Source organism: Enterobacter sp. DN, assembly GCF_046054285.1.
In the GTDB taxonomy this organism is placed as follows: domain Bacteria; phylum Pseudomonadota; class Gammaproteobacteria; order Enterobacterales; family Enterobacteriaceae; genus Enterobacter; species Enterobacter hormaechei_C.
The window spans coordinates 66,105-78,876 of the sequence record NZ_JBJJTG010000012.1 but is presented as its reverse complement, the minus strand read 5'-3'; the positions used below and the strand labels follow the sequence as shown (position 1 = coordinate 78,876).

13 protein-coding genes are annotated in these 12,772 nt (G+C 56.0%); 4 read left to right on the top strand and 9 right to left on the bottom strand.

Going from position 1 to position 12,772, the window contains the following annotated elements:
- Positions 1-8 precede the first annotated feature (8 nt).
- Positions 9-776: a triose-phosphate isomerase gene (gene tpiA / locus ACJTMZ_RS20795; protein WP_003862019.1), complete on the top strand. Its 768-nt coding sequence runs from the start codon at positions 9-11 to the stop codon at positions 774-776.
- A gap of 36 nt (positions 777-812) precedes the next feature.
- Here the strand turns inward: tpiA and ACJTMZ_RS20790 are convergent, their stop codons facing one another.
- The 6 genes from ACJTMZ_RS20790 to cpxP form a co-directional block, all read right to left on the bottom strand.
- Positions 813-2,117 (bottom strand): SLC13 family permease, encoded by a 1,305-nt coding sequence (locus ACJTMZ_RS20790; RefSeq protein ID WP_252011131.1) that lies wholly within the window; start codon positions 2,115-2,117, stop codon positions 813-815.
- Between the two features lie 73 nt (positions 2,118-2,190).
- On the bottom strand, positions 2,191-2,934 hold the full coding sequence (locus ACJTMZ_RS20785; protein WP_023304637.1) for a CDP-diacylglycerol diphosphatase: 744 nt from the start codon (positions 2,932-2,934) through the stop codon (positions 2,191-2,193).
- 111 nt (positions 2,935-3,045) lie between these two features.
- Positions 3,046-4,035 carry a sulfate ABC transporter substrate-binding protein gene (locus tag ACJTMZ_RS20780; protein ID WP_003862012.1) on the bottom strand — a complete coding sequence of 330 codons (990 nt, stop codon included), beginning with the start codon at positions 4,033-4,035 and terminating at the stop codon, positions 3,046-3,048.
- 232 nt (positions 4,036-4,267) lie between these two features.
- Positions 4,268-5,230 (bottom strand): 6-phosphofructokinase, encoded by a 963-nt coding sequence (gene pfkA, locus ACJTMZ_RS20775; RefSeq protein WP_003862009.1) that lies wholly within the window; start codon positions 5,228-5,230, stop codon positions 4,268-4,270.
- 184 nt (positions 5,231-5,414) lie between these two features.
- Positions 5,415-6,299 carry a CDF family cation-efflux transporter FieF gene (gene fieF, locus ACJTMZ_RS20770; RefSeq protein ID WP_017382698.1) on the bottom strand — a complete coding sequence of 295 codons (885 nt, stop codon included), beginning with the start codon at positions 6,297-6,299 and terminating at the stop codon, positions 5,415-5,417.
- Between the two features lie 153 nt (positions 6,300-6,452).
- Positions 6,453-6,959, bottom strand: a complete 507-nt coding sequence (gene cpxP / locus ACJTMZ_RS20765; RefSeq protein ID WP_003862006.1) for a cell-envelope stress modulator CpxP — start codon at positions 6,957-6,959, stop codon at positions 6,453-6,455.
- A 150-nt stretch (positions 6,960-7,109) separates the two neighbouring features.
- Between cpxP and cpxR the strand changes: the two genes are divergently transcribed.
- Both cpxR and cpxA read left to right on the top strand, forming a co-directional pair.
- Positions 7,110-7,808: an envelope stress response regulator transcription factor CpxR gene (gene cpxR, locus ACJTMZ_RS20760; RefSeq protein ID WP_003862004.1), complete on the top strand. Its 699-nt coding sequence runs from the start codon at positions 7,110-7,112 to the stop codon at positions 7,806-7,808.
- Positions 7,805-9,178 (top strand): envelope stress sensor histidine kinase CpxA, encoded by a 1,374-nt coding sequence (cpxA, locus tag ACJTMZ_RS20755; protein ID WP_015569937.1) that lies wholly within the window; start codon positions 7,805-7,807, stop codon positions 9,176-9,178. Before cpxR ends, cpxA begins: the two co-directional genes overlap by 4 nt.
- Before the next feature lie 43 nt (positions 9,179-9,221).
- Here the strand turns inward: cpxA and yiiM are convergent, their stop codons facing one another.
- Both yiiM and sodA read right to left on the bottom strand, forming a co-directional pair.
- Positions 9,222-9,905 (bottom strand): 6-hydroxyaminopurine reductase, encoded by a 684-nt coding sequence (gene yiiM / locus ACJTMZ_RS20750; protein ID WP_017382697.1) that lies wholly within the window; start codon positions 9,903-9,905, stop codon positions 9,222-9,224.
- A 66-nt stretch (positions 9,906-9,971) separates the two neighbouring features.
- Entirely contained in the window at positions 9,972-10,592 is a 621-nt protein-coding gene (gene sodA, locus ACJTMZ_RS20745) for a superoxide dismutase [Mn] (protein WP_003861999.1), read from the bottom strand.
- Positions 10,593-10,880: 288 nt separating this feature from the next.
- On the opposite strand from sodA, the gene rhaT reads away from it, so the two are divergent.
- Positions 10,881-11,915: an L-rhamnose/proton symporter RhaT gene (gene rhaT, locus ACJTMZ_RS20740; RefSeq protein WP_252011132.1), complete on the top strand. Its 1,035-nt coding sequence runs from the start codon at positions 10,881-10,883 to the stop codon at positions 11,913-11,915.
- On the opposite strand, the gene rhaR is transcribed toward rhaT, so the two are convergent.
- Positions 11,916-12,764, bottom strand: a complete 849-nt coding sequence (rhaR, locus tag ACJTMZ_RS20735; protein ID WP_017382695.1) for an HTH-type transcriptional activator RhaR — start codon at positions 12,762-12,764, stop codon at positions 11,916-11,918. It lies immediately after the preceding gene.
- Positions 12,765-12,772 lie beyond the last annotated feature (8 nt).

Below are 12,772 nucleotides of genomic sequence, written 5' to 3'. Positions count from 1 at the left end.
GAATTGAAATGCGACATCCTTTAGTGATGGGTAACTGGAAACTGAACGGCAGCCGCCACATGGTAAACGAACTGGTTGCTAACCTGCGTAAAGAGCTGGCTGGCGTGACCGGCTGCGCGGTTGCTATCGCTCCGCCGGATATGTACCTGGATCTGGCTAAACGTGCCGCTGACGGCAGCCACATCATTCTGGGCGCGCAGAACGTTGACGTTAACCTGTCTGGCGCGTTCACCGGTGAAACCTCCGCTGAAATGCTGAAAGATATCGGCGCGAAATACATCATCATCGGCCACTCCGAGCGTCGCACCTATCACAAAGAATCCGATGAGTTCATCGCGAAGAAATTCGCTGTGCTGAAAGAGCAGGGTCTGATCCCGGTTCTGTGCATCGGTGAAACCGAAGCAGAAAACGAAGCAGGCAAAACCGAAGAAGTGTGCGCACGTCAGATCGACGCTGTGCTGAAAACCCAGGGCGCGGCAGCGTTCGAAGGCGCGGTTATCGCTTACGAGCCAGTCTGGGCGATCGGTACCGGCAAATCTGCAACTCCAGCGCAGGCACAGGCGGTGCACAAGTTCATCCGTGACCACATTGCAAAAGCAGACGCGAAAGTGGCTGAGCAGGTCATCATCCAGTACGGCGGTTCCGTTAACGCATCAAACGCAGCTGAGCTGTTCACCCAGCCAGACATCGATGGCGCACTGGTTGGCGGCGCATCCCTGAAAGCAGACGCTTTCGCGGTGATCGTTAAAGCGGCAGAAGCGGCTAAGCAGGCGTAATTGCCTTTGTGGCGGGTGGCGCTTCGCTAACCCGCCCTACAAACGACCTAACACGCTAAACCACAAATAATCCAGCGGCAGCAGCACCAGATACGTCGCAATCGCCAGCGCCAGACAAAGCAGCATCCCCGCCTTCGCAGGCACTTTCCCTAAGCCCATCGCCACTACAATCGGCGACGCCTGATACGGCAACAGCGGCGTGGAATACCCCAGCACCTGAATCATGATCACCGACAGCAGCGGGAAGCCGGTCGCGTCCGAGAAGCTCTGCGCCAGCGTGGTGTACAGCGCAGGAACGCCGTTGGCGGTCATAATGAAGTTGAGCGCCGTGGTGATCCCCGTCAGCGCCAGGAAGCTGGTAAACGGGCGGTCTGCATCCAGCGGCATGATATGGAGCAACGCCTCGCCTACGGCCGCACCGATACCGGTCTGCGTCACCGTAATGGCCAGCCCGAGTATACCCGCGACGTAAATACAGGTGCGCATATTCACCCCCGCCGAGAACTCCTCCCCGGTGATAAAACCGATGCGCGGCAGCATAACGATGACCGAGGCCGCCAGCCCCGTCCACGCTGGCCCAACGCCGTGCCAGCTCTCCGTCACCCACATCGTCAACACCACCGCCAGCAGCCAGGCGAGTCGTTTTTCGTCACGCCCCATCGGTTCCGATGGCGTGAGATCCTTCGCCGGTTTCGGGTTGCCGGGGAACAGCCAGCAGATCAGGCCAATCAGAATCAGGCCTTTGAGAATACCCAGCACCGGAGTGTGCAGCAGCAGATACGGGACATAGTTGAGGTGGATACCGTATGAGCCTTCCGCCGCGCCGTTCATCACCAGGTTGGGCACGTTGGCGGGCAAAATAGTGGCCGAGAGCTGGAAGGTGCCAAACCCGACCGCCAGCGCCAGGCCAAACCAGGCCCGCGAGCCATCAGGAATGCCGGCCCGCTTCGCCATCGCGGCGACAATCGGCATCAGCAGCGCAATACGTCCCATGTTCGACGGCATCACGAATGCCAGGGCATAGCTCAGCAGCACAACGCTCGCCACCATCAGCACCCAGGAGTCGGTAAGCTTTGCCGACAGCGCCCGGGCGGCCCTGTCCGCCAGGCCGGTTTTCCGAATCGCCACGCCCAGCACAAAGCCGCTGAACACCAGCCAGAAGGCAGACGAGGCGAAGCCGCCGAAGATCACTTCCGGCGGGGCGATTCTGGCGGTCATCGCCGCCGTGAAAAACAGCAGCGCGGTGATAAATTCCGGCAACAGCGACGTCGCCCACAGCACGATGGTGACGCCGACGATCAGCGAGGGAAGCAGCAGAGGATGCGTTAACCAGAGCGACATACCTGTCTCCTGTAGAATTTTTCAGCAAGTCTACGGCGACAGGCAGGGCGAGTAAACGCTATTTATGGTGGGGTCACTTCAGGATATCGCATTGATGATCCTGCAATTCCTCAGCCGACGCGCGGTTAAAGGTAAGCAGGTTACGCTCTGTCGCCAGCAATACAAACGAGCCGTCCGACTGCTGCGCCATCGCCAGCGCGAAGCGTCCCATATGATCGCGGGCTTCCGGCAGCTCTTCCGCCAGCATCATAAACGGGCTGCGCTGCACCAGTTCGTTCTCCGTCACCCGACGGGCAAGGTATTCATGCCCTTCCAGCCCGCCCGGAAGCGGTAACCACTGGGTGCTGATTTGCCCCTGCGACGCGTTCAGCTTCTCGCGCACGTCTGGGCGCAGACAGGAGATGTGGATATGAAAATGGTTTTGCGTGCGCCCGGTCGGGGAGTTGATGGTCAGCGAAACGGCGCTGTCAGGCACGTCGGCCCCCCGTTTCATATTCATAAAATGGCGAGACTGCCATGCCAGCCAGAAGAAATTCGGTGTCTGCGGCTCAGTCAGCAGCGGGCTTTCGGTGCCGTTGATACGGTACGTGGGCATCAGCAGGTATTGCAGCGGCCCGTTGCGGTCCTTGAACACCACGTAGCCCGCATCTGGCTTCACCTGCGCACACGGTGCCGGGTTACGGTTATGCAGCTGGTTGGGCACACACTGGTCGAGAACGATATGACGCAACGCATTCGGATTACCCGCTTTCATCCAGTACACGCCGCCTGCGGCAAGGGCGATAACGATCAGAATCAGTAAGATAATTTTTTTCACAACGCGTTCCCTGTTTTCAATAGAGGCAAAAGAGTAACGCAAAATGATGACCAAATAAAAAACCCGGCGGATTTCTCACACCGGGTTACCGTGTCGTTCTTTGTAAAACGCTTAGCGCTTGCTGATCTGGTCGAAGGTGCCGCCGTTAGAGAAGTGCTCTTTCTGCGCTTTGGTCCAGCCGCCAAACACATCATCAATAGTGAACAGCTTCAGTTTCGGGAAGGCGTTTTCGTATTTCTTCGCGACGGCCTCATCGCGTGGGCGGTAGAAGTTTTTCGCCGCAATTTCCTGCCCTTCAGGTGAGTAGAGGTACTTCAGATAGGCTTCCGCCACCGCTTTGGTGCCCTTCTTATCAACAACCTTATCGACGACGGAGACGGTCGGCTCAGCGAGGATGGATTCGCTCGGGGTGACGATCTCGAACTTGTCTTTACCCAGCTCGTTGGTCGCCAGCAGGGCTTCGTTTTCCCAGGCGATCAGCACGTCGCCAATGCCGCGTTCGACGAAGGTGTTGGTTGCGCCGCGCGCGCCGGAGTCCAGCACTTCGACGTTTTTAAACAGTGCTTTGACGAAGTCCTGTGCTTTGGCCTGATCGCCGTTGTTGTGGTGCAGCGCGTAGCCCCAGGCTGCCAGATAGTTCCAGCGTGCGCCGCCGGAGCTTTTTGGATTCGGGGTGATGACAGACACGCCCGGCTTAATCAGGTCGTTCCAGTCCTTAATCTGTTTCGGGTTGCCTTTACGCACCAGGAAGACAATGGTCGAGGTGTATGGCGCAGAGTTGTCCGGCAGGCGCTTGATCCAGTTTTTGTCGATACGGCCACGCTCCGCGATCGCGTCCACGTCATAAGCCAGCGCCAGGGTAACCACATCGGCTTCAATACCGTTGATCACCGATGTCGCCTGCTTACCGGAACCGCCGTGAGACTGGCGAACCACCACGTTATCGCCGGTTTCCTGTTTCCAGTGCGCCGCGAAAGCTTTGTTGTACTGGTCGTACAGTTCACGCGTCGGATCGTACGACACGTTCAGTAACTGAATGTCCTTTGCCAGAACGCTGGTCGATGCCAGCAATAATGTTAACCCCACGCCCCATTTATTCATCGCCCAGTTCTCTTGTGTAGTGTTTTGATGAATGCAGCGTGCCAGAAAGCTAACCGATGATTAAAGAATAAAAAAAGATTGGCTATAACGTGCAGGAATAAAAAAAAGCGAATGAGCGGCCTGATGCCCTCACCCCAACCCTCTCCCACGGGAGAGGGAGCAACCATAAAAAACGGTAACCCAAGGGTTACCGTTTTGCATTTACCTTGCCGCCACCGGGCAACAGAGCCAATCAGTACAGTTTTTTCGCGCAGTCCAGCCAGTCACCTTTGAACGGACGCTTCATGTTTTCAATGGCATCGATGATGTCATGGTGAACCAGTTTCTCGTTCTGGATACCGACGCAGCGGCCGCCGTGTCCCTGAAGCAGTAGCTCGATCGCGTACGCGCCCATGCGGGACGCCAGGATACGGTCGTACGGGCCTGGGGAACCACCACGCTGAATGTGACCCAGAACGGTCGCGCGGGTTTCGCGTTTGGTTTCGGTTTCGATGTACTTCGCCAGCTCGTCAACGTCACAGATGTGCTCGGTGATAGCAACAATGGCGTGTTTCTTACCTTTCGCGATACCGGCTTTGATTTCAGCGACCAGATCTTCACGGCTGAATTCCACTTCCGGCACCACCACGAACTCACAGCCACCGGCAATTGCCGCCGCCAGAGTCAGGTCACCGCAGTAACGGCCCATCACTTCAACAATAGAAATACGCTGGTGTGAGGAAGAGGTGTCACGCAGGCGGTCAATCGCTTCCACAACGGTACCCAGCGCGGTGAAGTAACCGATGGTGTAGTCGGTGCCTTTGATGTCGTTGTCGATGGTGCCAGGCAGGCCGATGCACGGGAAGCCCATTTCAGTCAGACGTTTTGCACCCATGTACGAGCCGTCGCCGCCGATAACCACCAGCGCATCCAGACCCCGTTTTTTCATGTTTTCGATAGCCACTTCACGGATGTGTTCGTCACGGAATTCCGGGAAGCGCGCAGAACCGAGGAAAGTACCGCCACGGTTGATCATGTCAGACACGCTGTAGCGGTCGAGCTGAACCATGCGGTCTTCATACAGACCCAGGTAACCGTCATAGATACCAAAAACTTCCAGACCTTCCGTCAGCGCTGCACGGACAACCCCACGGATTGCCGCGTTCATGCCCGGCGCATCACCGCCGCTTGTCAACACACCGATTTTCTTAATCATGACTACCTCTGAACTTAGGAATGCAAAATTGAAATCTGCTGCCGGAAGAAACTGTTCAACCGTCGAATACTGCAAATAGTATATCAATCCCTTCCAGCTGAATTGATTCAGGTCAGGCCATATGGTGGTAATTTATCCACAAAATGCTGCTCTGGCTCACTTTTTTACAACGAATTACGAAAGCTCAAAACGCCCTGGGTACGACAGAGCACGGATCCTGATGAATAATGACGTCTGACCCAGGGAAACGCTGCAAAATCGCCTGCTCCACCTGTTCAGCGACCATATGCGCCTGAACCAGTGGCAGGTTGTCTTCCATTTCCAAATGAATCTGAATAAAGCGGGTCGGCCCTGACTGCCGCGTACGAAGATCGTGAGCACCACTGACGCCAGGCCAGTTGGTCACGATGGCATAAATTTCATCACGTTCTGCATCCGGAAGCGCACGGTCAAGAAGCGACTGTACCGCTTCATACCCCATCCGCAAGGCGCTGTATAAAATATAGATCCCTATCCCTAACGCAAACAAAGCATCGGCCCGATGCCAGCCATACCAGGCCAGACCAAGCGCAATAAGAATAGCCCCATTCATCATAACATCAGACTGATAATGAAGCATATCGGCCCGTACAGCCTGGCTTTGTGTTTTGCGTACAACCCAGCGCTGGAACGTTACAAGAACAAGTGTGCTTATAAGTGCAACTACCGTTACGACCACGCCAACGCCCGGATCGTTCATCGGAGAAGGCGAAATAAGATGCTGAATACCGGTCAAAAACAGGAAAAGCGCAGAGCCCGAAATAAACATGCTTTGTGCCAGCGCGGCCAGCGATTCCGCTTTGCCGTGGCCAAACGTATGCTCTTCATCCGCCGGTTGCAGCGAGTAGCGCACCACCAGCAGGTTGGTCAGCGAGGCGGCAATATCCACCAGTGAATCCACCAGTGCCGCCAGAATACTGACCGACCCGGTGTACCACCACGCGAAAATTTTAATGATCAGCAAACACGACGCCATCACCGTCGCGGCTATTGCGGCCCGGCTTACCAGCCGTCCATAGGATTGATTCATAAACACTCCTGTCATGCCATGGCGCTAGTATAACGGATGGTGGTGGAGTGAAAGGATGAATAAAGCGTTAACAAACCTGAACAATGGGCAAAAAAAACCCCCACATCATGTGGGGGAAGACAGGGATGGTGTCTATGGCAAGGAAAACAGGGTTTACTGGTTACTACGGGTACTGCTATTGCTACTGAAAAGCGTCATATCTGAGCTTCGCTGCATCCGTGCAACCTCACGCAACTGATTCATACGTTGCTGATGTTTGGTATTCAAAACCGCTTGCTGCTCGGGCGTTAGCAGGTGGAACATCTGGTTGCGAACCTTCGCCATCTCTACCTGGCGGGCAACCTGTTCCTGCGCCATTTTTTCGGCCTGAGCGCGTACAGCGCTTTCGTCGAAATTTTCTGCGGTGACAAGGCGATGCATTGTCTCCATTTCGCTAACATTAACAGGGGGCTGGTCGTGTCTTGCCCTCTGCATCAGATCTCGCATCTGTTGACGCTGATGTTCGGTTAAACTTATGCCGTCAAACATATGGCTTTGGCTGCTGTGCTGCGTTGCGCCCTCTGCTGAGGAACCGTTATCGCTGATGATAGCTACAGCAGCCTGGCTAAACGCACTGAAGGCCAGCGTTGAGGCCATGACGGCAGCGGTAACTTTGCGCATCACTTGCTCCCAAAATCTTTCGTGTCGCGATTCAACGAGAGACAGTCTACGATTCAGGCTGCAAACATGCGTCAGGGGGTGTAAAACAACGTAAAGTCATGGATTAGATAGCCTTGATGTCGTAATTTCTGCCTCGGAGGTATTTAAACAATGAATAAAATCCTGTTAGTTGATGATGACCGAGAGCTCACATCTCTTTTAAAGGAGTTGCTCGACATGGAAGGTTTCAACGTCCTGGTTGCCCATGATGGGGAACAGGCGCTGAGTCTCCTTGACGACAGCATCGATTTACTTTTGCTCGACGTCATGATGCCGAAGAAAAACGGTATTGATACGTTGAAAGAGCTTCGCCAGACACACCAGACCCCCGTCATTATGCTGACCGCACGCGGCAGCGAGCTTGACCGCGTACTCGGCCTTGAGCTGGGTGCGGATGACTATTTACCTAAGCCGTTCAACGACCGTGAACTGGTGGCCCGTATTCGCGCGATCCTGCGCCGCTCTCACTGGAGCGAGCAGCAGCAGAATACCGACAACAGCTCGCCTACGCTGGAAGTAGACTCCCTGAGCCTGAACCCGGGCCGCCAGGAAGCGAGCTTCGACGGTGAAACGCTGGAGCTAACCGGCACCGAGTTCACCCTGCTGTATCTGCTGGCGCAGCATCTCGGCCAGGTGGTGTCGCGTGAACACTTAAGCCAGGAAGTGCTGGGCAAACGCCTCACCCCGTTTGACCGCGCCATCGACATGCATATCTCGAACCTGCGCCGTAAGCTGCCGGAGCGTAAAGACGGTCATCCCTGGTTCAAAACCCTGCGTGGTCGTGGTTATCTGATGGTTTCCGCTTCATGATAGGCAGCTTAACCGCCCGCATCTTCGCCATCTTCTGGCTGACGCTGGCACTGGTTTTAATGCTCGTTTTGATGTTGCCAAAACTCGACTCACGCCAGATGACGGAGCTACTCGACAGCGAGCAACGTCAGGGCGTGATGATCGAGCAGCACGTGGAAGCGGAGCTGGCAAACGATCCGCCGAACGATTTAATGTGGTGGCGCAGGCTGTTTCGCGCTATCGACAAGTGGGCGCCCCCCGGACAACGTCTTTTACTGGTCACCAGTGAAGGCCGCGTGATTGGGGCCGATCGCAATGAAATGCAGATTATCCGCAACTTTATTGGCCAGGCGGATAATGCCGATCACCCACAGAAAAAGAAATATGGTCGGGTAGAGATGGTCGGTCCTTTCTCGGTGCGGGATGGGGAAGACAATTACCAGCTCTATCTGATTCGCCCTGCGAGCAGTTCCCAGTCCGACTTTATCAACCTGCTGTTTGACCGTCCGCTTTTGCTGTTGATTGTCACGATGCTGGTCAGTTCCCCGCTGCTGTTATGGCTGGCGTGGAGCCTGGCGAAACCGGCGCGTAAGCTGAAAAATGCGGCGGACGAAGTGGCGCAGGGCAACCTGAGGCAGCATCCGGAGCTGGAATCCGGGCCGCAGGAGTTCCTGGCCGCCGGAACCAGTTTTAACCAGATGGTCTCTGCTCTTGACCGCATGATGACCGCGCAGCAACGCCTGCTGTCGGATATCTCCCACGAGCTGCGGACGCCGCTCACGCGCTTACAGCTGGGTACCGCCCTGCTGCGCCGCCGCAGCGGTGAGAGTAAAGAGCTGGAGCGTATTGAGACGGAAGCGCATCGCCTGGACAGCATGATCAACGATCTGCTGGTGATGTCTCGCAATCAGCAGAAAAACGCGCTGGTGAGCGAAACGGTGAAAGCCAATCACCTCTGGCATGAGGTGCTGGACAACGCGGCGTTCGAAGCGGAGCAGATGGGCAAATCGTTCACCGTCAACTTCCCGCCGGGCCCGTGGCCGCTCTACGGTAACCCCAACACGCTGGAAAGCGCGCTGGAGAATATCGTGCGTAACGCCCTGCGCTATTCGCACACGAAGATTGAAGTGGCGTTTTCGGTGGATAAAGACGGGATTACCGTCATTGTCGATGACGATGGTCCTGGCGTCAGCCCGGAAGATCGCGAGCAGATTTTCCGTCCGTTCTACCGCACCGACGAGGCGCGCGACCGTGAATCTGGTGGTACGGGGCTAGGTCTGGCGATTGTTGAAACCGCCATGCAACAGCACCGTGGCTGGGTGAAAGCCGATGACAGCCCGCTGGGCGGGCTGAGGTTAACGCTATGGCTGCCGCTGTATAAGCGTTCGTAACCGTATGTGCCGGGTGGCGGCTTCGCCTTACCCGGCCTACTTTCTACGGAACCTCTTTCCCCCACAATCTCCGCGAACTGCTCTCGATCTTGCCGCTTAACCGCCGCTTCTGCATCGTTCTGGTCCAGCTGGTGGATAATCCCGCCGCTGACAGCAGGCGGTGATACTGCTCGTCATCAAACGGCATATGCCAGGCAATTGCGCAGGCCTCGTATACCGACACCTCACTCAAGCGCGAAGCCAGCTCAAGCGGCGCATCCGCCGAAACCTGTCCCGCCTGCACAACGCGATACAGCCAGCCGGTTTTACCCGCGTTTTGCAGCTGGGCCGACATATCCTGAATGCCGAAATGGTAATTAAGCTTAAAGCACGGTGAGCGCGGCTGGGTGACCTGAATCAAAGCATCGCCCCAGCGGTAAATATCGCCGATAAAGACGTTCTTCTCCGTCAGCCCCTCCGTTGAGAGATTTTCGCCAAACGCGGGGGCAACGAAGAGGTCCGCCTGTTCAGGAAATTCGGCTTTCCAGTGCTGATAGTGCTCGCGCGGATAGTGGCACAGCGCGCGATCGGGCCCGCCGTGGATTTTCTTTTCAGCCTGCTGGTCACCCGCAAGCCCGAGATCGGTCAACGTCAGCTCACCGTCGACCTGCACTTTGGCGATGGCGCTCGGGCGGCTGCCTTCGTACTCCCTTACCTTGCCTGTAAACACATTCACCGGGTAATGCATCTCCACTCCTTCAGATACAAAAAAAGCGAGTCATCAGACTCGCTTCTCACAGGCGTCAATGCAACCTTATTTTTTAGCGGCGAAACGCGCTGCTGCTTCGTCCCAGTTCACTACATCCCAGAAGGCTTTGATGTAGTCAGGGCGACGGTTCTGGAACTTCAGGTAGTAAGCGTGTTCCCACACGTCCAGACCCAGAATTGGGAAGCCGGATGCGCCAGAGATAGCTTCACCCATCAGCGGGGAGTCCTGGTTAGCGGTAGAAACGACCGCCAGTTTGTCACCTTTCAGGACCAGCCACGCCCAGCCAGAGCCGAAACGGGTTGCAGCGGCTTTTTCGAATTCCGCTTTGAAGTTGTCAACGGAACCGAAGTCACGCTCGATAGCCGCTTTCAGGTCGCCCTGAAGGGTGGTGCCGGTTTTCAGGCCTTTCCAGAACAGGCTGTGGTTAGCGTGACCGCCCGCGTTGTTGCGCAGCACGGTTTTCTTGTCTGCCGGCAGCTGGTCCAGTTTGGTGATCAGCTCTTCAACAGGCAGATTGGCGAACTCTGGCAGGCTTTCCAGCGCAGCATTCGCGTTGTTCACATAGGTCTGGTGGTGTTTAGTGTGATGGATTTCCATCGTCTGCTTGTCGAAATGCGGTTCCAGTGCGTCGTAGGCATACGGCAGGGATGGCAGTGTATAACTCATAATCCTCTCCATTATTGTCGGGCGGCACAGCTGTTAATGCCGCGTAAGCAGTTGGTTCATTATAGTTAATTAAATGATATTGAAAATGATTATCAATGCCGTAGTTTTTATAAGGTTATTAGATTTTTGATAAATGACAAAATTGTGAGTCTGCTCACGTGCTTAACGTGCTGATTGCCATCCTGAACAAAAGTGCGGCAACCTTCTGAAGGTTCCCAAACCGCCTCATTTTTACACTCATCAAGTCGGCGGGAAGCCTCCGGCTATAAAAACGATGAGGATGTAAAAATGAATCATGCGATTACGATGGGTATTTTCTGGCATTTGATAGGCGCGGCCAGTGCAGCCTGTTTCTATGCCCCGTTTAAAAAGGTGAAAGGCTGGTCATGGGAAACCATGTGGTCCGTTGGCGGTACCGTGTCCTGGCTGATTTTGCCGTGGACAATCAGCGTCATGCTGCTGCCGGATTTCTGGGGCTATTTCTCCTCCTTCAACGCCTCCACCCTGCTGCCGGTATTCCTGTTCGGCGCGATGTGGGGCATCGGTAATATCAACTACGGCCTCACCATGCGCTACCTAGGCATGTCGATGGGGATTGGCATCGCGATTGGCATTACGCTGATTGTTGGCACCCTGATGACGCCAATCCTCAACGGCCACTTCGACGTGCTGATCAACACCCAGGGCGGGCGAATGACGCTGCTGGGCGTGCTGGTGGCGGTGATCGGCGTGGGCATCGTCACCCGCGCAGGCCAGCTGAAAGAACGCAAGATGGGCATCAAAGCCGAAGAGTTCAACCTGAAGAAAGGGCTGCTGCTGGCGGTGATGTGCGGCGTCTTCTCGGCGGGCATGTCGTTCGCCATGAACGCCGCCAAACCGATGCACGACGCCGCTGCGGCGCTGGGCGTCGATCCGCTGTACGCTGCCCTGCCAAGCTACGTGGTGATCATGGGCGGCGGCGCGCTGGTAAACCTCGGCTTCTGCTTCATTCGTCTGGCAAAAGTGAAGAACCTGTCAGTAAAAGCCGACTTCTCGCTGGCAAAACCACTGATCGTCACCAACGTCCTGCTCTCCGCCCTCGGCGGTCTGATGTGGTATCTGCAATTCTTCTTCTACGCCTGGGGTCACGCCAGTATTCCGGCGCAGTATGACTACATGAGCTGGATGCTGCACATGAGCTTCTACGTGCTGTGCGGCGGGCTGGTTGGGCTGGTGCTGAAAGAGTGGAACAACGCCGGGCGTCGTCCGGTTGGCGTGCTGAGCCTGGGCTGTGTGGTGATTATCATTGCGGCCAATATCGTCGGCCTCGGCATGGCGAACTGATTACGCTGCCTTTCGACTGCGATGACGCCACTGAACCGGCGTCATCCCCACCTCACGGTTAAACACCACCGAAAAGTAGTTACTGTCCTCAAAGCCGCAGCGCATCGCCACTTCACTCACCATCAGCTCCGTATGCTGTAACAGGTACTGGGCGTGGCAGATGCGCAACTGGCGCAGATAATGGTTGACCGTCATCCCCGTCTGGGTGCGGAACTGCTGGCGCAGCGCGCGCTCGCTGCACTGCTCCTGCTCGCAGAATTTTTCCAGCACGAAACTCTTGTTCAGACTGCCCGCAAGCCGGGTGATGAGCTTATCCAGCAGCGCTTCCTGTGTGGTAGCAGAGGGATTATCCGTAGCGTAACGATGCCGCTTCAGGGTCATCACCAGCTGGGCAAAAAGCAGCTCCGACATCTGGTTTGCCACCGGATCGCTCTTCTGGCTCTCCTGCTCCAGCTGGGAAATCGTCTGGCGCACCTGAGCCATGCCGTTGCTGCTTAAGCGCCAGTGCGGTTCGCCTCTGGCATCATGAAAACCGGGGATATTGCCCGCCCAGTCGACATTCAGTTTAAGTCTGTCGGGGCAGTAGATGACGTTCTGCAACACCAGATCGTTAACCGAGGCGTAGGAGTGTTTGTCTTCAGCGCGGATGTAGAACAGGTCTCCGCGCGTGATGCGGTAGGGGCGGTCGTTGAGGACGTGCAGGCCGTTGCCCCGCCATACCAGCACCAGCTCGCAAAACTCGTGGGTGTGCTCGGCAAAGACGTTTTGCGGGTAGCGGTCGGCCACCGCGACGGCCTGACTCGCGGAGGCAAAAAAATCATCTTTGCGAAGAATGAGCTGAGCAGCCACACCACAAC

What these genes read in the sequence shown, in the direction of transcription:
- pfkA (WP_003862009.1), bottom strand. Translation starts at nt 5,230, where the DNA reads ATGATTAAGAAAATCGGTGTGTTGACAAGCGGCGGTGATGCGCCGGGC.
- ACJTMZ_RS20780 (WP_003862012.1), bottom strand. Translation starts at nt 4,035, where the DNA reads ATGAATAAATGGGGCGTGGGGTTAACATTATTGCTGGCATCGACCAGC.
- cpxA (WP_015569937.1), top strand. Translation starts at nt 7,805, where the DNA reads ATGATAGGCAGCTTAACCGCCCGCATCTTCGCCATCTTCTGGCTGACG.
- tpiA (WP_003862019.1), top strand. Translation starts at nt 9, where the DNA reads ATGCGACATCCTTTAGTGATGGGTAACTGGAAACTGAACGGCAGCCGC.
- cpxP (WP_003862006.1), bottom strand. Translation starts at nt 6,959, where the DNA reads ATGCGCAAAGTTACCGCTGCCGTCATGGCCTCAACGCTGGCCTTCAGT.
- cpxR (WP_003862004.1), top strand. Translation starts at nt 7,110, where the DNA reads ATGAATAAAATCCTGTTAGTTGATGATGACCGAGAGCTCACATCTCTT.
- ACJTMZ_RS20790 (WP_252011131.1), bottom strand. Translation starts at nt 2,117, where the DNA reads ATGTCGCTCTGGTTAACGCATCCTCTGCTGCTTCCCTCGCTGATCGTC.
- fieF (WP_017382698.1), bottom strand. Translation starts at nt 6,299, where the DNA reads ATGAATCAATCCTATGGACGGCTGGTAAGCCGGGCCGCAATAGCCGCG.
- rhaT (WP_252011132.1), top strand. Translation starts at nt 10,881, where the DNA reads ATGAATCATGCGATTACGATGGGTATTTTCTGGCATTTGATAGGCGCG.
- yiiM (WP_017382697.1), bottom strand. Translation starts at nt 9,905, where the DNA reads ATGCATTACCCGGTGAATGTGTTTACAGGCAAGGTAAGGGAGTACGAA.
- sodA (WP_003861999.1), bottom strand. Translation starts at nt 10,592, where the DNA reads ATGAGTTATACACTGCCATCCCTGCCGTATGCCTACGACGCACTGGAA.